Annotated in this window: 23 protein-coding genes; 2 read left to right on the forward strand and 21 right to left on the reverse strand. The window is 57.5% G+C overall.

The features are described from left to right. The first annotated feature begins 140 nt into the window (after positions 1-140). Positions 141-680: an acireductone dioxygenase gene (gene mtnD / locus NQZ67_RS03245; RefSeq protein WP_257442731.1), complete on the forward strand. Its 540-nt coding sequence runs from the start codon at positions 141-143 to the stop codon at positions 678-680. Between the two features lie 67 nt (positions 681-747). Here mtnD and NQZ67_RS03250 read toward each other — a convergent pair whose 3' ends face one another. The 4 genes from NQZ67_RS03250 to NQZ67_RS03265 form a co-directional block, all read right to left on the reverse strand. Continuing rightward, positions 748-1536, reverse strand: coding sequence for an HAD family hydrolase (locus NQZ67_RS03250; RefSeq protein ID WP_257442733.1), 789 nt, complete (start codon positions 1534-1536; stop codon positions 748-750). A 24-nt stretch (positions 1537-1560) separates the two neighbouring features. Continuing rightward, entirely contained in the window at positions 1561-2067 is a 507-nt protein-coding gene (locus NQZ67_RS03255; protein WP_257442736.1) for a hypothetical protein, read from the reverse strand. A 48-nt stretch (positions 2068-2115) separates the two neighbouring features. Then, a complete protein-coding gene (locus NQZ67_RS03260; RefSeq protein ID WP_257442737.1) occupies positions 2116-2310 on the reverse strand; it encodes a DUF896 domain-containing protein in 195 nt (64 codons plus the stop codon). Between the two features lie 162 nt (positions 2311-2472). Next, on the reverse strand, positions 2473-2847 hold the full coding sequence (locus NQZ67_RS03265; RefSeq protein ID WP_257442738.1) for a LysM peptidoglycan-binding domain-containing protein: 375 nt from the start codon (positions 2845-2847) through the stop codon (positions 2473-2475). A 157-nt stretch (positions 2848-3004) separates the two neighbouring features. On the opposite strand from NQZ67_RS03265, the gene lexA reads away from it, so the two are divergent. After that, positions 3005-3625: a transcriptional repressor LexA gene (gene lexA / locus NQZ67_RS03270; RefSeq protein ID WP_257442739.1), complete on the forward strand. Its 621-nt coding sequence runs from the start codon at positions 3005-3007 to the stop codon at positions 3623-3625. Between the two features lie 115 nt (positions 3626-3740). On the opposite strand, the gene glnA is transcribed toward lexA, so the two are convergent. From glnA to NQZ67_RS03355, 17 genes are all read right to left on the reverse strand, one after another. After that, complete coding sequence (glnA, locus tag NQZ67_RS03275) at positions 3741-5069, reverse strand: type I glutamate--ammonia ligase (RefSeq protein WP_257442742.1); 1329 nt, start codon at positions 5067-5069, stop codon at positions 3741-3743. 27 nt (positions 5070-5096) lie between these two features. Next, entirely contained in the window at positions 5097-5507 is a 411-nt protein-coding gene (locus tag NQZ67_RS03280; protein ID WP_257442744.1) for a MerR family transcriptional regulator, read from the reverse strand. A 61-nt stretch (positions 5508-5568) separates the two neighbouring features. Beyond that, positions 5569-6801 carry a methionine gamma-lyase family protein gene (locus tag NQZ67_RS03285; protein WP_257443354.1) on the reverse strand — a complete coding sequence of 411 codons (1233 nt, stop codon included), beginning with the start codon at positions 6799-6801 and terminating at the stop codon, positions 5569-5571. 201 nt (positions 6802-7002) lie between these two features. After that, a complete protein-coding gene (gene hflX / locus NQZ67_RS03290) occupies positions 7003-8301 on the reverse strand; it encodes a GTPase HflX (protein ID WP_257442746.1) in 1299 nt (432 codons plus the stop codon). A 44-nt stretch (positions 8302-8345) separates the two neighbouring features. After that, positions 8346-9320, reverse strand: a complete 975-nt coding sequence (locus tag NQZ67_RS03295) for an AAA family ATPase (protein ID WP_257442748.1) — start codon at positions 9318-9320, stop codon at positions 8346-8348. A 78-nt stretch (positions 9321-9398) separates the two neighbouring features. Then, positions 9399-10076 carry a YdcF family protein gene (locus tag NQZ67_RS03300; RefSeq protein ID WP_257442750.1) on the reverse strand — a complete coding sequence of 226 codons (678 nt, stop codon included), beginning with the start codon at positions 10074-10076 and terminating at the stop codon, positions 9399-9401. Further along, on the reverse strand, positions 10073-10630 hold the full coding sequence (locus NQZ67_RS03305) for a ribonuclease FAU-1 family protein (RefSeq protein ID WP_257443356.1): 558 nt from the start codon (positions 10628-10630) through the stop codon (positions 10073-10075). The genes NQZ67_RS03300 and NQZ67_RS03305 overlap by 4 nt, the downstream gene beginning before the upstream one ends. A 196-nt stretch (positions 10631-10826) precedes the next feature. Next, positions 10827-11477 carry a peptidylprolyl isomerase gene (locus NQZ67_RS03310; protein WP_257442751.1) on the reverse strand — a complete coding sequence of 217 codons (651 nt, stop codon included), beginning with the start codon at positions 11475-11477 and terminating at the stop codon, positions 10827-10829. Between the two features lie 29 nt (positions 11478-11506). After that, positions 11507-14008, reverse strand: a complete 2502-nt coding sequence (locus NQZ67_RS03315) for a transglycosylase domain-containing protein (protein ID WP_257442752.1) — start codon at positions 14006-14008, stop codon at positions 11507-11509. A 144-nt stretch (positions 14009-14152) separates the two neighbouring features. Continuing rightward, positions 14153-14398, reverse strand: a complete 246-nt coding sequence (hfq, locus tag NQZ67_RS03320; protein ID WP_257442754.1) for an RNA chaperone Hfq — start codon at positions 14396-14398, stop codon at positions 14153-14155. After that, positions 14395-15429 carry a tRNA (adenosine(37)-N6)-dimethylallyltransferase MiaA gene (gene miaA, locus NQZ67_RS03325; RefSeq protein WP_306812678.1) on the reverse strand — a complete coding sequence of 345 codons (1035 nt, stop codon included), beginning with the start codon at positions 15427-15429 and terminating at the stop codon, positions 14395-14397. Before miaA ends, hfq begins: the two co-directional genes overlap by 4 nt. Then, positions 15416-16201 carry a class I SAM-dependent methyltransferase gene (locus tag NQZ67_RS03330; RefSeq protein WP_257442756.1) on the reverse strand — a complete coding sequence of 262 codons (786 nt, stop codon included), beginning with the start codon at positions 16199-16201 and terminating at the stop codon, positions 15416-15418. The genes miaA and NQZ67_RS03330 overlap by 14 nt, the downstream gene beginning before the upstream one ends. Beyond that, positions 16198-18360 (reverse strand): DNA mismatch repair endonuclease MutL, encoded by a 2163-nt coding sequence (gene mutL, locus NQZ67_RS03335; protein ID WP_257442758.1) that lies wholly within the window; start codon positions 18358-18360, stop codon positions 16198-16200. The genes NQZ67_RS03330 and mutL overlap by 4 nt, the downstream gene beginning before the upstream one ends. A 36-nt stretch (positions 18361-18396) precedes the next feature. Continuing rightward, entirely contained in the window at positions 18397-21072 is a 2676-nt protein-coding gene (mutS, locus tag NQZ67_RS03340) for a DNA mismatch repair protein MutS (RefSeq protein WP_257442760.1), read from the reverse strand. 272 nt (positions 21073-21344) lie between these two features. Then, complete coding sequence (locus NQZ67_RS03345) at positions 21345-22619, reverse strand: putative amidoligase domain-containing protein (protein WP_257442761.1); 1275 nt, start codon at positions 22617-22619, stop codon at positions 21345-21347. A 226-nt stretch (positions 22620-22845) separates the two neighbouring features. Beyond that, on the reverse strand, positions 22846-23415 hold the full coding sequence (locus NQZ67_RS03350) for an outer spore coat protein CotE (RefSeq protein ID WP_257442762.1): 570 nt from the start codon (positions 23413-23415) through the stop codon (positions 22846-22848). A 219-nt stretch (positions 23416-23634) separates the two neighbouring features. After that, the gene (locus tag NQZ67_RS03355; protein WP_257442764.1) at positions 23635-24606 is read right to left on the reverse strand and encodes an aromatic acid exporter family protein; all 972 of its coding nucleotides are present in this window, start codon (positions 24604-24606) and stop codon (positions 23635-23637) included. Positions 24607-24636 lie beyond the last annotated feature (30 nt).

Consider the following 24636-nt stretch of genomic DNA (forward strand, 5'->3'; position numbering starts at 1 on the left):
TGCTACACCCTTCCCGAAATCATTACAAAATAGTTTAACAGAATAGCACTTGGCTGAAAAGGAACATCCATCGACAATCATAGGCTTTTGAATTATAATCATTATATCATTTAATTTCCATTGGAAAAGAGGGAATGAGCATGGCTGAAATTCGCATTCGCAATACAGAGGAACGAATTAAGGGAGAAGAAAACGTACGCGCGTTTCTGGAGAGCCAAGAGGTTCTATACGAGCATTGGGATCCTAGCAAGCTGTCCGAAAGCCTGCAAAATAAATTCGTGCTCTCCGACGAGGAAAAAGCCGAAATTCTAGCAACGTTCGATTCGGAGATTCGCGATCTCGCCGATCGCCGCGGCTACAAAACATGGGACATCATCGCGTTGTCCGACGCTACTCCTAATCTTGAAGAGCTGCTCAAAAAATTCGAAAACGTGCACACCCACACCGAAGATGAAGTACGCGCCATTACGGCCGGACGCGGCATCTTCATTATAAAAGGAACAGACGATGTCGGCTACTTCGACGTCGAGCTGGAAGCAGGCGACGTCATCTCCGTGCCGGAGCATAAACCGCACTTCTTCACGCTGATGGAGAACCGCCAAATCGTAGCCGTTCGCCTCTTCATCGAGACGGAAGGCTGGATCGCGCATCCGTTCGCGGACCCGGCATTCGCGAAATAAACAATAAACATCCATAAGGAAAGCCCCTGTTCCGGTGCCATGCGCCAGGACAGGGGCTTTTGCGTTTCTACCGCTCTAATAGTTGAAGAAGCTCATCGAGATTATGAATTTCATAGGTAGGAACAATCTCATCCGTACGGGTCATACCGTGGCGGTTAATCCAAACCGATGTCATGCCGATCGTGTTGGCGCCCAAAATATCCGTCGTTAATTTGTCGCCGACCATGATGCCGTGCTCCGGCTCAATGCCCAGCTTCTCAAGCGCATGCTTGAAAATGGAGGCAGCCGGCTTCCCTTCCCCGAACTCACCGGAGATGATGATGTGATCGAAGTAAGGGATGAGGGCGGGAACGCCGTCCAGCTTTTCCTTCTGAAGATCAGGCGAACCATTGGTCAGCAGGAGCAGCTTGTACTTGCCTCTCAACTGATCCAGCACCTTAAACGTTTCGTCATAGACGATCGGACGTTGGCGTCGCTCCGCCGGGAACTGCTCGGCCAGCTTGGCGCCAAGCTCTTCGTCGTCCACGCCGAGAGCTTTAAGGCCTTGCGTCCATGCCGCCTTGCGATAGGATGGCGCAAGGCTCTGCAGCTTGCGGAATTCTTCCTGCTCCCCTGCGGCGAAATGCGCCCACAATCCTTCGAACGGGTTAATGCCGATCATCTTGGTGAACGGGAACGTCTCATAAGATTCGTACAGCGCTCTAGCTTCTCTGCGAACGGACGCTTCCAGCTCCTCTGGGTCGACGCCCGACGCCTCCGCGCCCGCCTGACATGTCGCTTCGAAGGCTTCCTTCACGCTGCGGTCATCCCATAGCAGCGTATCGTCCAAATCAAATAGTACCGCTTGCTTCGCCATTCTCTCCTCTACTCCCTTGCTCCGTTAAATTTGTTCAAAAGAAATCTGATGCGCTGCCGCAAACGCCTTCAGCTTCTCCGCCATCTCCTCGGTTTTGAACCGGTTGAGCAGCCGCGAGAAGGTCCAGCCCGCGCCTTTCTGCGGGATAATCGTCACGTAGCCGTCCTGAACGCGAATGCTCTTGATGTCTTTGACCGTCAGACGCTTGTCTCCGCCGAACCGGCGGGACTGCACGTAGTCCTTGCCGATCGTCAAATACGGACGACGCAGGAAGAACAATGCCGCAAGCGCGAAGTAGCAGGCGATCGTCACCCAGAACATCGTATCCGTCTCAAACTTTGGCGTCATCAGCATCATGACGACGTAGAACAATGCGAACAAGACTAGAAAGGAAGGAAGCGCGTAACTGCGGCCCACGTACCGGTCTTTTTTCTCCGCGTTCAATACGATTTGTCCGGCGCCTTGCTTCTTCCGGTTTTGATTGATTTTGCTCATATTTTTGCGCACCTTGCGCTCCCATGAACGTGACAATCGGATTCCTCCTATATAATTGCGTATACTTGTGTGTCTGATTTTCCATTAATGCTTCATGTTGTCCTCTTCGTCTTCCACGTACTTGATGGAGTCCAATTGCTGCTTGAAATTCCGTTTGAAATTGTTCAAGTACTGCTGTCTGAGCTCGTCCCGCTCCTTTGTTTCTTCGTCCGTGAGTCCGACGGTTTTATTCTTGCGGGATAATTCGTTGATTCGCGCAATCAGCTTATCGATATCCATACCTTTGTTTCCACCCCTCTCTAGCTGCGAACATACTACCCCTTACTTTGACATTTTCGCTAATGTCTTGTCAAGAAAACATGCGGAGAGATGTCGGTACACAAAGGCAAAAAGAGCATAATTCCTGTTTGGCAGAAATCATGCTCTGATTTATAGGATCAATTATGAGTTTGGAATAATGAGCTGTTGCCCGGGAAGGATCGTTACATGCGTAAGATTGTTCCGTTCCTTGATCCGATAGACCAGAAAACCGACATCTTCCCCCGCTTCCGCATGGCGGCTAGCAATCGACCATAATGAATCGCCGCTGCCCACCGTTACTTGAAGCTCGCCTTGGCCAGGAAGCTCGCCCCCGGAAGCGTTCGTACGTATTAAGAGGAAGCTAGAGAATAAAAGAAGAGCTAGTAGAATGCACGCCGTCAGCTTCACGGCATGCGATCTCAGCCAACGTGCCGTCGCGTTGTTGGATGTATGGTTTCTTGCAGCGTCGTTATTCGCATAAATCGAACGGTATGTACCTTCGTTCATCATGATCATTATCAGCACCCCAAACATTTGTTCTGCTATTACAATAACACGAACAAACGTTCCAGTCAACAAAAAATGCGAACCTTTGTGCTTAAGAACTTATGTTTGTACGAACCTCGGTTCTGTGTTATAATTTGACACAATAATACGAATGGAGTTGATCTGCGTGTCGAAGCTGTCCAAACGGCAACATTCGATCCTTGAATTTATTAAGCAGGAAGTTCGGGATAAGGGTTATCCGCCTTCCGTCCGCGAGATCGCGGAGGCCGTCGGTCTGCTGTCCAGCTCCACGGTTCACGGGCATCTGGACCGCCTGGAGAAGAAAGGCTTCATCCGCCGCGACCCTACCAAGCCCCGCGCGATCGAGATTTTGAATCAGGACGAGCAGGACAACGTCATTCCTTTCCCCGTTGCCCAAGTGCCAATCGTCGGCAAGGTAACGGCCGGCATTCCGATTACGGCAACGGAGAACATAGAAGATTATTTCCCGCTTCCTTCCCACTTCGTTGGAGACAACAAGGTGTTCATCTTGAACGTCGTCGGCGAGAGCATGATCGAAGCCGGCATCCATAACGGCGATTATGTCATCGTCCGCCAACAACAGACGGCGAATAACGGCGATATCGTCGTGGCGATGACGGAGGATGACGAAGCGACGGTTAAGACGTTCTATAAGGAGAAGGATCATATCCGCCTCCAGCCCGAGAACTCCACGATGGAGCCGATTCGGCTTCATAACGTCACGATTCTTGGCAAGGTTATCGGCCTATTCCGCGACATTCATTAATATCGCGAAGAAGGACTGCCCCATTCACGAACGGGGCAGTCCTTTTTTTGTTCTCAACCGTGCGAAAAAAAGAAGCGAAACGCCCGCAAAGGCATTCCGCTTCTATGTACGACGATTAATAATGCGTCAAATACTGATCTCTCTCCCATTGATGCACTTGCGTGCGGTACATGTCCCACTCGATTTCCTTCAGCTCGTAGAAATGCGCGAGAGCGTGATCGCCAAGCGCCTCGCAGACGATATCGCTTCTAAGCATCTCGTCAAGCGCTTCCTTCAAGTCGACAGGCAAGCTTGGGATGCCGGCGTCGATACGCTCTTCCTCCGACATGATGTAGATGTTGCGGTCCGTTGGCGCAGGCAGCGGCTCTTGGTTTTGGATGCCGTCGAGTCCGGCTTTGAGCATAACCGCCAGGGCCAGATACGGATTAGCTGCCGGGTCCGGATTACGAACTTCGATACGCGTGGACAAACCGCGGGACGCCGGGATCCGAATCATCGGCGAACGATTGCTCGCGGACCAAGCCACATAACAAGGCGCTTCATAGCCCGGAACCAACCTCTTGTAAGAGTTCACGGTCGGGTTCGTGATCGCCGCCATAGCGCGCGCATGCTTCAGAATGCCGGCCATGTAATACCTTGCGGTCTCACTAAGGCCGAGCTTGTCGTTCTCGTCGTAAAACGCGTTCGTGCTGTCCTTGAACAACGATTGATGGCAGTGCATGCCCGAACCGTTAACGCCGAACAGCGGCTTCGGCATGAAAGTCGCATGAAGGCCGTGTACGCGGGCAATCGTCTTAACGACAAGCTTGAACGTTTGGATTTGGTCGGCCGCTTTGATCGCGTCCGCATATTTGAAATCGATCTCATGTTGGCCGGGAGCAACCTCGTGATGGGACGCTTCGATCTCGAAGCCCATCTCTTCAAGCGTAAGCACGATTTCGCGGCGGCAATTCTCGCCCATATCCATAGGGGCAAGATCGAAGTAACCGCCCTGATCGTTCAGTTCGTTCGTCGGTTCCCCGCGCTCGTCCGTCTTGAAGAGGAAAAACTCCGGCTCTGGACCTACGTTCATCGCCGTGAAGCCCATCGCTTCCGCTTCCTTCAGCGCGCGCTTCAGAATGCCGCGAGGATCCCCCGCGAAAGGCGTGCCGTCCGGCATGTAAATGTCGCAAATCAAGCGGGCTACGCGGTCTTGCGAAACCCAAGGGAATACGACCCATGTATCCAGATCCGGGTATAAGTACATGTCGGATTCTTCGATGCGAACGTAACCTTCGATGGAAGAACCGTCGAACATCATTTTATTGTCTAGCGCCTTGTCCAGCTGGCTAACCGGAATTTCGACGTTTTTGATCGAACCCAGCAAGTCGGTAAACTGCAAACGGATAAACCGTACGTTCTGTTCCTCGGCAATACGCTTAATATCTTCTTTGGTATAACTCACAGAATCATCTCCTTTGGTCGATTATCGTTACCGTCTATTTAAGAAACGGGTTAACTGCCCCTGAATAAGGGAAGCCTGCCCCGGCCTCTTCTCCAGCAGCTGCTGCTTGAGCAAGCGATGAAGCTGCTGATCGGACAGTTCGCGTCGCTTCACTTCGGATTGCTCGCTGACGGTCGTTGCGTCATCGGATTCTTTGGAAACCGGATTCATGACCTGTTTGATTCCTGCGATGTTGACGCCTTTCTCGATCAAGGACTTGATTTCCAGCAGGCGCTCTACGTCGTTGAAGGAGAACAGCCGTTGATTGCCCGCTGTCCGAGCCGGAACGATCAATTCATGCTGCTCGTAATAACGGATTTGCCTGGCCGTCAGATCCGTCAGCTTCATTACGATACCTATTGGAAATAAGGCCATATTTCTGCGAATTTCATCAGCCATGTCGCATCAACCTTCCACTCTCGCTTTTATAGCTTCATTGTAGCGTCCGGCCATAAATGTGTCAAGGTATGTAAGGTTTGATCACAATTAATCCGCTCTCCACCAGTCTTCTCAAGGCAGTGAGAACGCCGTATTTGGCATGCGCATAAGTCAGGCCGCCCTGCATATAAGCGATGTAAGGCTCGCGAATCGGAGCGTCCGCGGACAGCTCCAGGCTTCCGCCTTGAATGAACGTCCCGGCCGCCATAATGACGGGATTCTCGTAGCCAGGCATATCCCATGGCTCCGGAACGACATGCGCATCGACGGCCGCCGCCGCTTGAATGCCTTGCACGAAAGCGATCAGATGATCGGCTTGTCCGAACCGCACCGCTTGAATGAGGTCCGTGCGCGGTTCATGCCACTTCGGCTTGCTCTCGAAGCCTAGCCGCTCGAACAAAGCCGCCGCGAACACGCTTCCTTTGACGGCTTGTCCGACAAGATGGGGAGCGAGGAACAAGCCTTGGTACATCGAACGCAGCGTTCCGAGCATCGCGCCGACCTCGCCGCCGATTCCCGGCGCCGTCAATCGGTAAGACGCGGCCTCAACCGCATCGCGCGTTCCCGCGATATAACCGCCGGTCTCCGCCAACCCTCCGCCGGGATTTTTGATAAGCGAGCCCGCCATCAGGTCGACGCCGACCTCCGTCGGCTCGAGAAGCTCCGTAAATTCGCCGTAGCAATTATCGACGAATACGATGACGTCGGATTTTATCGCCTTTACGCGCTTTACGATTTCGCCGATCTCGGCGACGGTGAACGAAGCGCGCCAATCATAACCTCTGGAGCGCTGCACCCCGATCACCTTCGTCCGCTCGCCGATACTGGCCTCAATGCCCTGCCAATCGATTCCTCCATCTTCTAGCAGCGGCACCTCGTTGTAGACGACGCCCCAGTCCCGAAGCGAGCCTTTCCCGTCGCCGGGCTTGCCGATCACTTTGTGCAGCGTATCATAAGGCTTGCCCGTTACATACAGCAGCTCGTCCCCTGGGCGAAGCACCCCGAACAACGCGCAGCTGATCGTATGGGTGCCGGATGCGAAGTGCGGCCTGACAAGCGCCGCCTCTGCTCCGAACACGTCCGCATAGACCAGATCCAATATTTCGCGGCCGCGGTCGTTGTAGCCGTACCCCGTCGATCCGGCAAAATGAAAGTCGCTGACCTGATGCTTCTTGAACGCTTCGATTACTTTCCATTGATTCCGCTCCGCGATTCCGTCAATCCTGCGGAACGCGTCGCGCGCTTTGTCTTCCATTTCCTCCGACAACCGGAGTAAGTTTTCCCATAGCTCTCCGTTCCCATGCATTTCTGTCGTCATGACTGAACCTTGCTCCCTTAAAGATGATGTTCAAAAAGTCCACTTTCGATCACGAAGTAACTCAGGGAAGCCTACTCGACGTCGAATATTGAATTCATTTTTGAACTCGCTTTTAAAATGAAATTCCGAGTTTTCGGACTACGTCTGAATAAATGGACGAAGTGGCTGTCCGTGCAGCTCATAGTCGCTTTTGCTGATTTCCAATTCAATGCGGACGGATTCCTCTTCGACCGATTGCCCTTTCACTTCGCCGCAGCGGTAAGCAAGCGCGATCAGATCCCCGCGGTCTGCGGGGAGCCGTAAGCTCAAGGTTCCGCCCGTCAGCAGTTCCTGAACCGTTTCCCTAAGAAGCGTCAGATCCTCCTGGACGAACGCGCTGATGACCAACGATTTCAGGCTGCGATGCGGCAAATCGACAAGAGACATACCTTCTCCGTCCTTCTGCAAATCCTTCTTATTATATACTTTCACGATCGGCTTGTCCGAAGCCCCCAGCTCGCCCAGAATATCCTCCACGACGGCGATCTGCTCTTCCCGGTAAGGGGAGCTGCTATCGATAATATGGAGAACCAGATCGGCTTCGTTTACTTCCTCGAGCGTCGCGCGGAATGCGGCGACCAGATCATGAGGAAGGTTTTGGATGAATCCGACCGTATCCGTCAAGATGACCTCCCGGCCGTTTGGCAGCTCGAGCACCCGCGACGTCGGATCGAGCGTGGCGAACAGCTGGTCCTCCACGAACACGTCCGCTTGCGTCAGCTCCCTCAGCAAGGTCGATTTGCCGGCGTTCGTATATCCAACCAGCGCCACCTGAACCGCCCCGGCTTTCTTCCGTCTTGCACGGTAGAGACGGCGATGGCGCATCACCTCGCGGAGCTGCGCCTTCAAGTCCGATATTCTGCTTCGAATATGGCGCCGGTCCGTCTCCAGCTTCGTCTCCCCCGGTCCGCGGGTGCCGATGCCGCCGCCGAGTCTCGACAGATTGCGGCCGTGGCCGGACAGTCGGGGGAGCAAATAACTAAGCTGGGCCAGCTCGACCTGAATGATTCCTTCTCTCGTCTTGGCGCGCTGCGCGAATATATCCAAAATCAGCTGCGTGCGGTCGACTATCTTGAGATCGAGCTCTTCTTCGAGATTCCGGACTTGCGCGCCGGAGAGCTCTTGGTCGAATATGGCCGTTGTGGCCTCCAAGTCGAGGGCAAGCTGCTTCACTTCCTGCACCTTGCCTTTGCCGATGAACCATCTTGAATCGGCGCTCTCCTTGTTCTGCGTGATCAAGGCGAGTACCGCTACTCCGGCCGTCTCCGCCAGCTGAGCCAGCTCCGCGAGCGAATGGGCGGCATCGTTGCCCGCTCGTTTGTCGTCCGATGTGATCAGGCTGATCAAGATCGCCTTTTCCGTGATTTTATAGTCCACATTATGCGTTTTATCGCTCATGCAAGCTCTCCTTTCCCTTATGCCTCGCCGGCGGCCGGAGGATGCTAGACCTTCAAATCCTCCGGCCTGATCGACATCAGCTCGCCTCTGCCGGGTATCGCGTTCGAATATTGCCCGATCAGTCTAACGGCCTGATGTCGAATCGCTTTCTCGATGGCGTTGCGCACGAATCTCGCATTACTGAAGGAGAAAGCGTCATTCTGTTTCTCCTGAATCAGCAGCTGCCTCAGCTTGAACACGGTTTGGGGCATGAGAACGTAATCTCTCTCCTTCACCATCATCTCGCCGATCTGCAGCAGCTGGTCCACGGAGTAATCCGGAAACTCAATCTGAATCGGGAACCTGGAGGGCAAGCCGGGGTTCGTCATCAGGAACTGTTCGATTTCGAGCGGGTAGCCCGCGAGGATCAGCACGAAGCCGTTGCGGTGATCCTCCATCGCTTTCACGAGCGTGTCGATCGCTTCTTTGCCGAAATCCTTTTCGCCGCCTCTCGCAAGGCTGTAGGCTTCATCCACGAACAATACGCCGCCCATTGCCTTCCGCACCAAATCTCTTGTTTTTTGAGCGGTATGTCCGATATATTCGCCGACGAGATCGGCTCGCTCCACTTCGATGAGATGGCCTTTCGTGAGGACGCCCATCTTCTGAAGCAGCTTTGCCACGATGCGGGCTATCGTCGTTTTTCCCGTTCCGGGATTCCCTTTGAAAATCATGTGGTAAACCTGCGAGCCGCCGTACAAGCCCGCTTCCGTCCGCATTCGGCTAATATAGAGCAGCGCGTAGATCTCGTAGACCAGCGCCTTCACGTTGTCCATGCCGATCATCGGCTCAAGCTCTTTCTGAATGTCGGCATAATGGTCGACCGCTGGCAGCGGCTTGACCGCCGGAAGCGGTTCCGCTTCAAGCGCCTGCGCGGAAGCGCCGGCCCCGAACGTTTCATGGCTTCGAAGCACTACATTGATCTGACGGGAAGGTCTCGTCGTTCCGTTGCCTGGTCCCGATATGACGTGTCCGTTCATCTGACGCATCACCTTTCCTTTACAGAAGCTGCATCGCACTACAAGTTTATTCTCTCTTGCGATCGCATATTAGCAGATTCAAAGCAAGGAATCGGGAGAGCGTATCCCGAGCGTCAGCGTGAGCCAGTCCAGCTTCCACTTCGTGAAAGCAAGCACCTCGCGGGAATGGTTGTAAAATTCGTTCAGAACGAGCGACTCCGCTCCGGCAACGCCGACCGCCCCGATGTCTGCATATGCTGCGATCTCGCCGGCTCTCGCCGCATGATAATCATGCGTGATGACTAGAAACGTCTTCAGTCCATGCTGCTCCGCCACATCTCGGCTAAGGACGAGATTCTGGTACGTGCTCGTTGCTTCCGTCTCTAGTAACAGCTTGTCAGCGGGCGCGCCTTGTTCGAGAAGGTAGTTTCTCATGCCCTCCGCTTCCGTCAAGGTCGATGCTCTTCCTCCATGCCCGCCGGAGAGCACCAAAGCGCCCACGGTGCCATCCTCGAGCAGCTTAAGCGCGTAGTTCAGCCTCTCCTTGAGCGCGGGGCTGGGCTTGTCATTCCATAACGCCGCCCCGAGCACGATTCCCGCGTCGGCCGAAGGGTACGACGCTTTCGCGTTGTACCCGTTGATTAACCAAAGCATATAACCCGACCACAATAATCCTGCCGCAAGCGTCCACATCGCCAAACGAAATAAGAGCAGCCACGGACGAAATTCAGTTTTTCGCTTCCGCGGTCTGCTCCTCTTCTGAACCTGCGTCTTCATGATTCGCTTAGTTCCCCCGTACGCTCGGCCAAGCTCTTACGATGCTTCAAGCTTAGCGTGAAATAACGGAATCTGCCGTTCCGAATGCTGGAGAGCAGCCTGCCTGCCGTCTTGCGGGCAAGCGCCGCGTCTTTGCCGCTGACGTCGCCTTGCCGGAGCGCTTCCTCCAATTCGTCTTCGTCCATCAAATAAACCTCGCCGCTAGGCAGCACGACAACATCCAAGTATAGATCATCGAACCAGGGAACCTGCTGCTCCGTCAACCCCTGTGTCTTACATACGTCGATGTACCATTGCACCACGCGGCCTTTGTCGTCGAACATCGTGGTGACGACAAAGTGCTCGCCCTTCGGAAAATGCTGCATCCACAAGTAACCGCGGTCAGCCAGGCATAGCCTGCGTCCGTCGTATTCCTTCCATAGCGGTTCCCGCAATTCATGAATCCGATAGAAGGTAACCAGACCCCGAAACTCGTCGCCGTCAAGCGACAAGCAAGAGTAGCTTCTCCGCAGTATACGGCGCCAATTCGCTCGATCAGAAAATTTTCTCTTCATCTCGGTACGTACCTTTCCGCTCATTTAGGTAACCCCTATAGAAAAAGATTACCATATCTTTACGTCCATCTCCACCCGGCGGGAAAAATAAAGAGGACTGCTTGTCCTCCCCGCTCCCGAGTAGCACCGAAAAACGCGGCAAATACGCCAATGGCCGCCGTCGGGACAATTACATCCCGAAGGCGGCCATAGCCGTTTAGCTTTGTTGAATCGTCACGGTTTCGATCAGTACCTGCTCCAGCGGTTTGCCGTCCTTGGACGGCGTCTTCGCGATCGCGCGGACCACGTCCATGCCTTCGGTCACCTTGCCGAAAATCGTGTAGTTCGGCTGGCGATCCAAGTTGGACGCTTCGGGACCTGTGCAAATAAAAAATTGACTGCTGCCGGTATTCGGCGATCCCGTATTGAACATCGCGACGGCGCCTTCCTCATACCGGGCCTCCGCGTCGAGCTCGTCCGGTATGCGATAACCCGCATTCCCGGTGCCGTTCCCTTTGGGATCGCCGGTCTGAATCATAAACGATTCGATAATGGAGTGAAAAGATAATCCATTATAGAACCCTTCCTCCGCGAGAAACACGAAATTGTTGACCGTTACCGGCGTGTTCTTCGCGTCGAGCGCAATCGTGAACCGGCCTTTGCTGGTCGTCACGACCGCTTCGTAATGCTTGTCCAGATCAATCGATAATTCCGGGGCTTTGTTCCAGCTTAAAGCCTTGCCCGCGGCGCCGGACGCACCGTCCGACACCGCTACGGAATCGCCGTTGCTGCCGCATCCTGCGAGCAACAGCGCGATCCCGATCAAACAAAGGCTATGAAACCATAAGGCCCTTCTGCGTATTGACATGTCCAACCACCTATCTAGAACCCAGTCTGTTATTCGCCGCCGCTCTCAAGTCCGTTTAGAAAATCGCCTAGCGCATCATCGGCGGGAGGGGGCGTGGTAGCCCCAGCATCGCCGCCTCCAGCGCTTCCGTCACCCTGGCCGGCTCCCGGATCCGTCTCGTTCGGCGGCTCCGTCTCTGCCGGAGGCTCCGTCTGCCCGGTTCCGTCTTCGCCCTGACCGCCGCCATCCTCGCCCGGCTGCCCCTCTTGCCCGTCGCCGGGCTCCGTCGGCTCCGAATCCGTCGGCACGGGCTCCATCGGGATATCCGTCGGAAGCTCCACCTCTGGAATCGTGACGGTAAGCGTCTGCGTCGGCTCGCTGCGCTGCTCCGTCTTCGCGTCGTACGCGACGACGTAATAATCGTAGGTAACCCCCGGGAAAACGGACATATCATCCACGTTGGTCGTTACCGCGTCTACGAAGTGAACGAAGTCGTTCGCCCCGCTCTCTTTGCGATAAACCTCATAGGTTAATCCAGAAGCTTCAAGAGGATCCCAGCTTAGCTGCACCTTGACTTCCTCTTCCACGAACACGGCTTTGAAATTCGCGATCGTCGCCGGCGGTTTATCTTCCTTCGCTTCGGCGGGACGATTGAAGCTTTCTTTCTCCACCCCTTTGAGGGCCGGACCCATTACCTTCGCGAACAAAGCGGCTGCGGATTGGCCGCCGCCTTTCTGAAGAACATGGTTCTTGTCTGTTTTATCGTATCCCATCCAGACCGCCGCTGTCCACTCCGCCGTATACCCGACGAACCAGGCGTCCTTGATCCCGTCGCCCTTATAACCGGGAATGCCGTGCTGAGTCGTGCCCGTCTTGCCCGCTACCGGACGGTCGATCGCGGCCCGCGCGCCCGTGCCGCCTTTGGCTACGACCGACTGCATCATTTCGGTCAAATACCAGGCCGTTTCCGGTGACATGAGCTGCTTGGAGGCAGGTGCCTTGTATTCCCATTCGAAATTTTTGCCTGTAATGCGCGTAATCGTATGCGGATCGACCGATTTGCCGTCGTTCGCCATGACGCTGTACGCCGTCGCCATCTGAAGCGGCGAAGCGCCTTTGGTCAGACCGCCAAGCGCCATCGCCAGGTTGCGGTCCTCGTCCTCCAGCTGAATGCCAAGCTTCTCCGCGAACGCGGTCGCGTTTTTGATGCCGACCTCGTTCAGCATCCATACCGCCGGCAAGTTGCGGGATTGCTTGATCGCATCCGTCATCGATACCGGTACGGGACCCCATGCGTCGGACGGACAATAATTGTTGAAGCATTCCTTATCGTTCGTCAAGGTCGACCACGGGAAGTATTTGCCCGATTCAAGCGCCGGACCGTAGGAGACGATCGGCTTGATCGCGGAACCAGGTTGACGGAGCTTGTCGACGCGGTTCCAGCCTCTCATCTCGTAATCGCGGCCGCCAGCTAGAGCTTTTATCTCCCCGTTGCGGTGGTCAATGATGACCATCGAGCTTTGGGCGATTTGGTCGTCCACGCTCTTCTCGAAGTTGTCGTCGTTCGCGTATTGCTCATCCACCGACTTCTGGGCCTGCTGGTCAAGCGTCGTATAGATTTGCAAGCCGCTGACGCGCAGCTCCGCCTCCGACAAATTCGTTATTTCCATCGCTTCTTCCAGAGCAAAATCGACGAAGGCGTGATAGGAGCCCTCTTTCATTTGCTCTTGATTGGCAGGCGGCGTATAAACGACGGCCTGCGCCTCCAGCTTCTCTTGCTCTGTTATATAACCATGTTTCTCCATCAGGCTTAGGACGACCGCCCTGCGGTTCATCGAAGCTTCCGGGTCGTTGATCGGATTGTAACGGTTAGGCGCCTTCGGCATCGCCGCCAGCGTCGCCGCTTGCCAGAGCTCCAAATCTTTAAGCTCCACACCGAAATAAAAATCAGCTGCCGCTTTCACGCCCGAAATGCCCTTGCCGAAGTAAATCCGGTTTAAGTACATGGTCAAAATTTCGTCCTTCGTCATTTGCTGCTCCAGCGCCACCGCGATCGACGCCTCCGTCGCTTTCCGGAAAAACGTTTTGTCCGCGGACAAAAACACGTTTTTGGCCAGCTGCTGAGTAATCGTGCTGCCGCCTTCGACGGCGCTGCGCGCGATGACGTCCTTGACGACCGCGCGTCCGATCGCCCAGAAATCGAGTCCCGAATGCTCATAGAAACGCTCGTCCTCGGTCGCCACGATCGCCTGTCTCATGATCTCGGGAATTTCGGAGAACTCGGCGACCTCCCGATGGTCAACAGCCGTGTAAAGCCGCGAGATTTCTTCTCCGTTCACATCATAGATGATGGAAGCCTCGCCGAACTCCAGCTTGCTGCCATGCTCCTCCAGCAGCCTCTCGCCGTTCAGAATAATGAGCAAATAACCGATAATACCGCACACGATCCCGATGACCGCCGTAAAAAACAATCCGTAAAACCAAGCCTTGCCCGAGATCCTTTTCTTTTTTTTCCTCGGACTTGCCGACTTTCTTTTTGCTCTCTCAGCCATGATGACTCCCTCCTGCTCTTCCATCCTCGTTTATCATTCACCCGCGAAACGGCAAGGGCAACCCGGCTCGAGCGGGTTGCCCTTGACTGCCGCTATCTAGTTAAACGATACCCGTTATAAGAAAGTTTCACGCAAAGCGCGAGACTAGCCTTCAGTCTGGTTCTGGTCCTGCTGCATTAACGACACGTTGCGCTGCGGAACGAAGGTGGAGATGGCATGCTTGTACACCATCTGCTGACGGCCTTCGCTGTCAATGATGATCGTAAAGTTGTCGAAGGCTTTAATAACGCCCCGGATCTGAAAGCCGTTCATCAGAAACACGGTTACCGGAATGTTATCCTTGCGCAATTGGTTCAGGAACGTATCTTGAATATTGATTGTTTTGTTCATTGGCCGCTACCCCCGTCTAAAAAAGATTGATTAGAAGTATATTCAAGATGATCTTGAAACTTTCCTGCTAGTATACCATGAATCGCCTGCATTTTGTTGCGAAAATTTTCCCCTGCGTCGATCCACTGGATGTCCTGCATGTGCCGGAACCACGATAATTGCCGCTTCGCGAAATGCCGCGTATCCCGCTTGAGCAGCTCGACGGCCGCTTCGTAGCTGCATTCTCCGCGCAGATAACGCGCGATTTCCTTGTAGCCGAGCGCTTGCATCGGCACCGCGTTCGGGGGCAGATCACGCTCGAGCAGCTGCCGGACCTCCTCGACAAGACCTTCCTGTAGCATATCGTCTATCCGCAGCTCGATGCGCCGGTACAGCTCCGCCCGATCCATCGTCAGTCCGATGATGACGAGCTCGTAGGGCGATACCTTGCGCTGCCCTTCCTGCTGCTCGGAGAACGTCTGCCCCGTCGTATGATATACCTCCAGTGCCCGGATGACGCGCCGGATATCGTTCGCGTGGAGCCGCTGAGCCGCCCTCGGGTCAATCTCCGCGAGCTTGGCATGCAAAGCTTCCGGCCCGTGTGCTTCGGCGAACGCTTCCTGTTCGGCGCGGAAAGCTTCGTCCGAGCCCCGGTCCGCGAATTGATAATTATAGCATAACGATTCTATGTACAGCCCCGTTCCTCCTACGACGAACGGAAGCTTCCCCCTGCCGGCGATTTCTTGTATCGCCCGGCCCGCTTCGGCTTGGAAATCGGCAGCCGAATACGCCTCTTCGGGGTCCCGGATGTCGATGAGGTGATGGGGAACGCCTTCTCGTTCATCTTCCTTGATCTTGGCCGTCCCTATGTCCATTCCCCGGTATACCTGCATGGAGTCGCCCGAGATAATCTCGGCGTTCCAAGCTTTGGCGATGCTCACGCTGAGCGCGGTTTTCCCCGCCGCCGTCGGCCCGACGAGCACCAGCAATGGCTGCTTCGGCCGCTCGCCTTCCGCCGGCAGCCGCGTGCCGCCGCCTTCAAGCTCTATCAATGTCGATCACTCCATACGCAATTTTCGATGTATTGAAACGGCTTCTCTCGAAGCCAAGTCTTTGGAATTCGCCGCTTTTCCCGTTCTCCTTCATGACGACCGCCTTCCTCGCCACGCGCTTCGCCTGCTCGACCACTTCGGCCGTTAAAGCGTCCATATTGGCAAGCGTTCGGAACGCGCCGATCGCCGCCGATTCCAGAATCGGCTGCCGGAACATCGGATCGAAGTAAACGATATCCGCGCTGTCATCGGGCTGCGCCGCCAAATATTCCGCGTGATTCTCGTTCAGCAGCCGGATGCGCCGCATGGCGGCGTCGACGTCGGGAAGCCCCGATTCGTACGCGGCTAATCCTTCCCTCACGAGAGCGCACAGCACGGGCTCGCTCTCCAGAGCCGTAACCTTGCCGGCCTCTCCGACGCCATAGGAGAAAACAAGCGAATCCGCGGCCATTCCGGCGGTGCAGTCGATTACGCTGTCGCCGGGCCGGCAGTGGGAGACGGCAAGCAGCGGGTCGCTTTCTCCCTTGCGCAGTCTCTTCACCCGGATGAACGCCATGCTCGGATGGAAATAGAGCGGCGATTCATCCGGATGCTCGTAGAATCTCGTCTCCGAATCCGTGACGATAATAACGCGGCTGTCCCCGCTTGCTTCCAGCAGCTTTCGGACGGACAGCCCCCTTCTCGGCACGACCGCGGCGCCCAGCTCCGCGCCGAGGCGGCGGGCTTGCTCCCATGACTTGTCGGATTTGCCCGGGGCCGTCGTAATGATCATGACATCACCCGCTTGAACATTTTCTCGAGCTGATAAGTGGATAAGTGAACGATGATCGGCCTGCCGTGCGGACACGTGTACGGCTGCGAGCAAGCGGACAGCCTTCCGAGCAGAGCGTCGCCTTCCTCGCGCGTCATCCGGTTGTTCGCTTTGATCGAAGCTTTGCATGCGCACATGATGGCCGCCTTCTCTCTCAGCTTCGTAATATCTATCGATTTGCGCTCCGAGATCAGCAGCTCCGCCATCTCCTCGATCAGCGCCTGCTCCTCGCCCTTCGGCATCCATTCCGGATAAGCGCGGACGAGGAACGTCTGTGCGCCGAACGGCTCGATCTCGACGCCGGCTTCGGTAAGCAGCGGCAGCAGTTCCTTCAGCTGCGCGGCTTCGCCCGGCGTGAACTCGAGCGTCAAGGGCACGAGCAGGCCTTGGCTTGCAGCAACAGGATTCCCAAATTTATGAAGAAAATATTCATAATTGATTCGCTCGTGCGCCGCGTGCTGGTCGATCAAATAGAGCCCGTCGTCCGCTTGCGCCACAATATACGTGCCATGATGCTGCCCAATCCAATGCAGCTCGGGAAAATCGTTCATCCGGCCGCTCGTTTCGGCCGCCGGAGAGGACATTTCGGCCCGCTCTGCCGGTTGCCCCGCAGCCTCTTCATTAGGCAAGTGCTTCCCTTGCGCAGGGATATCGGCTTCCGCGGCGGCTGGGAAAGCGGGCTCGTCGCGATCAGGCAGGGTGGTAGCAGCTCCCTCCTGCCAAGGGGCTCGCTTGGCCGGCTCCGATGCTGGCAAAGGCGCGGCTGTCTCGCGGACGGTCCAATCCGGCTGGGCCGCCGCGCGCTCTCCGAAGCTGCTCGAAGGGGCATACAGCCTCTCCGCGGCGTTTCTCGGCACGTATTCCCTATTCGTCTGGTTCGCGAGCGGCCGCGAGGACGAAGGCGAGGACGAAGGCGAGGACGAAGGCGACACGGAACCACCTGGAGACCATGCCGGCTTGTATGACGGGCTGGCTGCCCCCGATAGCCTCGGTTCGGCCGCGCTCGCGGCTTCGCCGAACCCGGAAGGCTCGCGCTTGTCGCGGTCCGCGATATGGAAGGAAATCGCGTCCTGAACATATTGCGGGCCGGAGCGCTCGCTCCTTCCCCCGGTGCTCGCGCCGGGTATATACCGCTGGGCCGTCAGCGTCGCCTTCACCGCCCGCTCGATCAAGACGCGGAGCTCCGCTTCTTTGCTGAAGCGCACCTCCATCTTCGAAGGATGCACGTTGACGTCCAGCAGCCCCGGATGCATGCCCAGCTCCAGTATAGTGAGCGGGAACCGGTTGATCGGAAGCAGCGTGTGGTACGCCTGCAGAAGAGCCTGGTTGACGGCATGGCTGCGGATGTACCGTCCGTTCACGACGACGGTAATGCCATTCCGGTTCGCCCGGGTCAGCTCGGGCTTCGACGTGTAGCCTGTCAGCTCGTAATCGGAATCGGAGTCCGTGAACGCCAGCATGGCTTTCGCCGCGCTCGTGCCGTATACGGCCGCGATCACTTGAAGCCTGTCGCCCGTTCCCATCGTCCTCAGCAGCGTGCTTCCGTTATGCTTGAGCGTGAAGGCGATGCCGGGATGCGCCAGCGCCAGGCGGTTTATATAATCCGAGATATGGCCGAGCTCCGTCTGTATCGATTTCATGTATTTCAAGCGGGCGGGGGTGTTATAAAATAAATCCCTTACGCTCATATCCGTGCCCTGCGGCGCATTCGCCGGCTCGTCGGCGGTAATATGGCCACCCTCGATGACCAGCCTGCGGGCCAAGCCGCCGTTCGAATCGGCGGAGACGCAAGTCAATCGGGAGACAGCCGCGATACTCGGCAGCGCTTCTCCGCGGAAGCCGAGGCTGGCGATCCGGAACAAGTCGCTGCTCGTCGATATTTTGCTGGTGGCATGGCGCTGGAACGCGGTTTGCATGTCCGACGCCTCGATGCCGCCGCCGTTATCCGTCACGCGGATCAGGCTTAGACCGCCCTCCTCGATCGTCACGTCGATCGTCGTGCTGCCGGCGTCGACGGCATTCTCGACCAGCTCCTTGACGACGGACGACGGCCGTTCGACCACTTCGCCGGCCGCGATCTGGTTCGCCAGCTGCTCGTCCAGCACTTTTATTTTCGACATGGCCAAGCACTCCTCTCGCTTTTTGAACAACCTCTTCTAATCTCGCAGCTTCGCCTTCTGATCATTCAGCCACTGCATCGCCATCATCGGCGTCATATTGAACAAATCCAGCTTGCGCAGCTCCTCGGCCAAGTGCTCCGCCTTCGGCGAAGCTTTCTTCGCCTTCTGCGGTTCGGCCGAGGCCGCCGCGGATTCCTCGAACATCGACAGCTGGACGACGGAATAGCCGGGTGCAGGAGCCTCCGCGACATGGGGCTCCGGCCTTTCCGGAATCGCGGCGGCAGCTAAGCGGTCGGGACGCGGGAGCTGCGCCGGTTGATTCGACGCCGCCTGATCCGCATCGTCAAGCAAAGCGTAGGCGCGCCCTATGATCGTTTGCGGCAAGCCGGCAAGCTGCGCGCAATAGATGCCGTAGCTGGTGCTGGCCGCTCCCGACACCAGCTTGCGAAGGAACGTCACGTCGCTGCCGCTCTCTTCGACCGCCATGCGCGCGTTCGATAGCGAAGGCAGCGTGTCCTCGAGATGGGCAAGCTCGTGGAAATGCGTCGAGACAAGCGCTTTGCAGCCGATATGATCATGCACGTATTCGATGACGGCCTGCGCGATGGCCATGCCTTCGCCCGTCGACGTGCCGCGGCCCAGCTCGTCGATGATCACGAGGCTGCTTGCCGTCGCCTTCTCGGTCATGATCTGGATGTCCTTCATCTCCACCATGAACGTGCTTTGGCCGCCGATCAGGTCATCCGCCGCGCCGATGCGCGTGAAGATGCGGTCGATAAGCGGAATGACCGCGGATTTGGCCGGGACGAAGCAGCCGATCTGCGCCATGACCGAGATGAGGGCCGCCTGACGCATATACGTGCTTTTGCCGGCCATGTTAGGTCCCGTAATAAGAAGGATACGCTGTTCCTTTTCGTTCAACCGGGTATCGTTGGCGATGAACGGCGCGCCATCCATCATCGCTTCCACGACGGGATGACGGCCTTCCTCCACTTGGAGTCCGAACCCTTCCGTCATCGTCGGGCGAACATACCGCCTCTCCGCGCTCACCGTCGCGAGAGACTGATAAGCGTCCAGCTCCGCGATAATCGCGGCGGCTCGCTGCAAGCGGTGCAAGTGAAGCGCCAGCTGATCCCGCAGCTCGATGAATCTTGCGTATTCCAGATCGACCATCTTGTCCTCAGCTTCGAGAATGAGGCGTTCCTTCTCCTTCAGCTCCGGCGTGACGAACCGCTCCGCGTTCGCGAGCGTCTGCTTCCGCTCGTAACGGCCTTCGGGGAGCATCGACAGATTCGCCTTGGACACTTCGAGATAGTAGCCGAATACCTTGTTGAAGCCGATCTTCAGCGACTTGATGCCGGTCGCGTCGCGTTCGGCGCGCTCCAGCTCGGCGAGCCACTTCTTGCCGTTCGTGCTCGCTTCCCGCAGCTGATCCAGATAGTCGTCATAGCCGCCTCGTATGAGGCCGCCCTCCCGAATGGACACCGGAGGCTCGTCCACGATGACCGTCTCGATCAAATCCGCGAGGTCCGAGCAATCGTCGCAGCCTTCTACCAGCTCCATCAGCACCTTGGAGCCCGAAGCGCGGCAGAGCTCGGCAAGCGCCGGGATGCGGCGAAGCGAGGTCTTCAGCGCGTTAAGATCGCGGCCGTTCGCGTTGCCGTACGCGACTCGGCCGACGAGCCGCTCGAGATCGTAGATCGGCGACAGCTCGGCACGGAAATCCTCGCGCAGGATAAGATCCCGGTACAGCGTCTCCACGGCGTCGAGCCTGCGGTCGATGGCGCTCTTGCTGAGCAGCGGTTTGTCGATCCAGCGGCGCAGCAGCCTCGCCCCCATCGACGTGCCCGTGCGGTCGAGCAGCCAGAGGAGCGAGCCTTTCTTGCTGCGGTCCCGGACCGTCTCGGTCAGCTCGAGATTCCGGCGCGTGTAATGGTCGAGAATCATGAATTGATTCGGCTCGTAGGCCGTTATGACGCGTACATGGCCGAGCGAACGCTTCTGGGTCTCCTCCAGGTAGCCCGTCAGCTGTCCCACGGCCCGCAGTCTCGCGGCGGATAGAGCGGCTAGCTGCTCCTCGCCGAACTGCTCCGCGAGCTTGCCGGCCGCGATCGGCTCGCGCGCCGTCAGCGGCACCGGCCGGCTCCAGCCGGCGGAAGCCGCCAGCTTGTCCAGAAGCGCCGCGTCGCCGACAACCTCGGACGGCATGTAGACGTTCAATTCGTCGGTCAGCCCTTCCAGCGTATCAAGGAACGACGTCACGTACAGCTCGCCCGTCGACAAGTCGCACGCCGCGATGCCGAGCATTCCGCCGGCGGCCGCGACCGAGGCGATAAAGTTGTTCGATTTGCTCTCCAGCGACTTGGATTCCATAACGGTGCCCGGCGTAACGATGCGGACGATTTCCCTTCGGACGACGCCTTTGGCGGCGGCGGGGTCCTCGACCTGCTCGCAGATCGCCACCTTGTAGCCCTTCTCGATGAGCCGGTTGATGTAACCTTCCGCGGAGTGGTACGGAACGCCGCACATCGGGATTTTGGCCTCGCCCCCGCCTTCCCGGCCCGTTAACGTGATCTCGAGCTCTCTCGCCGCGTTGATCGCGTCGTCGAAAAACATTTCATAGAAATCCCCAAGCCGAAAAAAAAGAAAAGCGTCCTTCGCTTCTTCCTTAACGGACAAATATTGTTGGATCATCGGCGTGTATCCGGCCATAAACGTTCCCCCTGCTATGTATGGTAAACGAATGAATGCAGCTGTCCATTGTCGACGCGCCTGACTCAATGAACCCAGGCAGGCCGACTCTCAAAACCTCATCTCTTCATTATACCAATGTGAACGGAAGGAAGCTATAACCCGAACTCTTCCAAATCCATATGCTCCCGCGTTGATAGAGCGCTATATTCCGGTGCATTCGAGCCTCAAGGCACGCCGCTTACCCGGAAGGAAGCGGACCCGCGCCAATAATCGGCGCGGGATCCGCAGCTTCACAGTCTCATCCTCCACTTGCCGCGGATATCGACGCTTTCGTCCCACGTCTTGCCCCTGCGGGCGGCGTCGAACAGCGGCTCGATGTAACGCGAGAGCGCCGGGTAGCTCTCCGTAGCCGCGATGGCCGAATAGACGCCGTCGAGGCAGCCGGCAAGCTCCGCGCGGTCGCCGGCGTAATACGCCTCCGCGAAGCGCTCCTCCCGAGCCGGCAAGCGGGGAATGCGCAGCGCCTCCCGCGCGCACAGCAGCGCGATGGCGAAGGCGGCCTTGGCCGCTGCCGGCGACACGAGCCAGCTCGGCAGCGTGCGGTATTCGAACCCGCCGTGCGGCTGGGGACGATAGTCCCCGAGCGCGCCGTAGCGGGGACGCCGGCCTCTGCCGGCGGGGTCCTCCACCAGCGCGAGCGGATAGGCCGCGCAGCTGTCGAGCATGCGGAGCAAGCGCCCCGTCAGCGGCGCTCCGCTAATATGGATGTGCCCGCCGAGCGCCAGCCCCGGCAAGGGCATTGCTCCCGCGACCCAGCGCAGGCTGGGGTCGCCGATGCTTGCGGCGGCGCGCGCGAGCAGCCGCCGCACGTTCGCGGCAAGCGCGGCGGGCGTCTCCGCCGGCGCGGGCCGCAGCTCGGCGACGGGATAGATGACCCGTCGCCCCACGACCATGGCGTCGGCGCCGGCCGCCCCGGCGGCGCCTTCGCCGAAGAAGCGCGACGCCGGCGCCAGCTTGCCGGCCGGCGTCAGCAGCGCGAACTCGGGGTCGGCGCCGATCAGAATCGGCCGGCGCCCGCCCCCCTCCGCCGCCGCGGCGTACCACGCGGCGAACGAACCCGCCGCGGCCGCGCTCACCCGCGGCCGCGCGTCGAGCACGATCGCTCGCCCCGCGTCGCTCAGCGCCACCTCGGCCTCTCCGATGTCGAGGCCGAGCGCGTACAGCGCCCGCACGGCGGCGCGCGCGGCCCTGCGCACGGCCGCCTCCTCCGGCCAGCCGTCCGCCCCGAGCTTCGGCGGCAGAGCCCTGCCGATTCTCTCCACGCGCGACGGCTTCAAATTCTCGATGCTCACCGCGTAGACTCTGGCTGGCGTTACCGTTCCGCCGTCCACGCTCAAGCCCGCCCGCTTCCACAGCCTCCGCCGCTCCTCCAACCCCATGGCCGAGGCGCGCGCGGCTCCTTCGTTCAACACCCAAACTCCGTCGAACGAATGGACGGGAACCGATTCCTGCTTCGATACCGCTATGATCGCGTCGCCCGGCCCCACGGCATTCGCAGCGCGCACGGCGCTTCCCTCCCGGCCGGGCGGTGCGATGCCGCCGGGCGCCGGCTCCAAGCCGCCTCCCCGTCCCCGCCATATCCATGTCGCTGCCACACGCATCCCCGCCTTTGCCCGAGCGTTATTTTGACTGCCGAAAACGTCCAAAAAAAAGAGGGCTTTCGCCCTCGAATCCGCCGCATAAGCGGCATATAATGCCATTATCCGCCAAGCAAGCGGATCGTAAAACGCCTTACAGCTCGTCGTCCAGAAGATCGGCGTCCAGATCTTCGTAGTCTTCGTCGTCTTCGCCCACGCCGAAGTCCAGATCCTTGTCATCCAAGTCGCTGCAGCCGCCAGGCACGACCGCCACGCAGACCTTCGTCTCGGCGATCATCTCCACCGCGAACTCCCGCTCAACGCGAATGTTGACGCTGTTGCCGTTCGAAGAGATGTTCGCCTCGATGCAGTTCGGCTCTTGGAGCACCTCCGCGGATACTTCCTCCGTCGCAGCCCTGTGCTTAGGGTCGACATAAGAAAGCGGAACGTTCTCGACGAATTGTACGGATTCTTTGGCCACTCCCGTTTGCGAGTTCTTGTCGTACGAATACCAAATGTTGATTTCGTAAGTACCGATTACCTCAATACCGTCGCCCGAACGAACCGCTTCATACTGATGGTTGATGACCCACGCGCCCAGAATGCTGGTCGGATGATGAGGCGGTGTTACGGTATGAGTTACAGTGGAAAACTTACGACCTTTGCCGCAGACAGCTTTCGTAATAATTTCTCTGCACTGTAGCTGTTTATCTGCAATAGTCATTGATTTAACCTCCTCCACACAATCATTCAATTAAAGTGTATGCAGGTCATAGGCGTTTGTTGATAAAACAAGTACATCTAAGCGAATTTATTTTACATGCCCTCCCGCGGCCGCCTCGCGGGAAACGATAGCGCCTCCGTGACGATCGTCGGTTCTTGGTTCATTTATATGTGGGTGGCGGCGCAAATATGAGACGGTTCCAGCGCGCTCTGCCAAAAATTAAGCGGGCAGCTGCTCCATGTCCTCGCCTTTCTTCTTAAGCCGCTTCGCGATCGCCAGATAACGGTCTACCTCGTGGAGCAGCGTGAACAGCGCCGCGCGGATCTCGAATTCCTCGCGCGTGCGGGGCAGCTCCATCGCGCGGAACGAACGCATCAGGTCGAACACCATTTGTTCGGCCTTTCCTTGATAGACGTCCGACTTGACGTCGCCGGACAATTGATCGAGCAGCTCGGCGATCAGCTCCCCTTGCGGCCATTTCTCGTAGACGAGCGACAGCTCCGCCATCATTTGCTGGATCGAATACAGTTGCTGCCCGCGCATTTCGAAGTACGTCGGCCAATACGTCGTCTCTTGGCTCCATATCCGATTCTCGCGGTTCCGCACGGAATGCTGCGCTCCTTGCTCGATCATGCCATGCGCGTCCAGCAGCTCACCGCCGTTCCATAGATGCTCCGGATCGCGCAACGTCACGGCCATCTCCCGGAAGATCGCGCTGAACGCCTCTTCCAGCTTGGAGCGGATCGCCATCAGCTCCTTCTCGCCTTTCGGCATATAGATGAAGTTGATCGCGGTCGCCCATCCGAGCCCGACCAGCAGCAGCATGATTTCGTTCGCGATGAAGTCCGCCGTTACTTCTCCGTAGGCGAACAGCTGGAAGACGATGACCGAGCTGGTCAGAATGCCGTCCTTAAGCTGGAACCGCGATAGAATCGGGAACGTGATCAGAATGAAGATCGCCACGACCCAGTGGTGGAAGCCCAGCACGGTGAAGATGAGCGAAGCGAAAAAAAGACCCAGCACCGAGGCGATAAAACGGACAGAGGCGCTTCGTAGCCCCTTCATCCGCGTCACCTCGACGCCGAGTATCGCCAGAATGCCCGCGGACAGCGCGGGAGACAGCTCTAGATATATTGCGGTATAGATGGCCGCGATGGCGGCGGCCGCCGTTTTGATCACTCGAATGCCCATATGGTTTAACCCCGGCCTTCAATTAGGATG

Origin of the sequence: Paenibacillus soyae (genome assembly GCF_024623455.1) — a bacterium.
GTDB classification, from domain to species: Bacteria; Bacillota; Bacilli; order Paenibacillales; family Paenibacillaceae; genus Pristimantibacillus; species Pristimantibacillus soyae.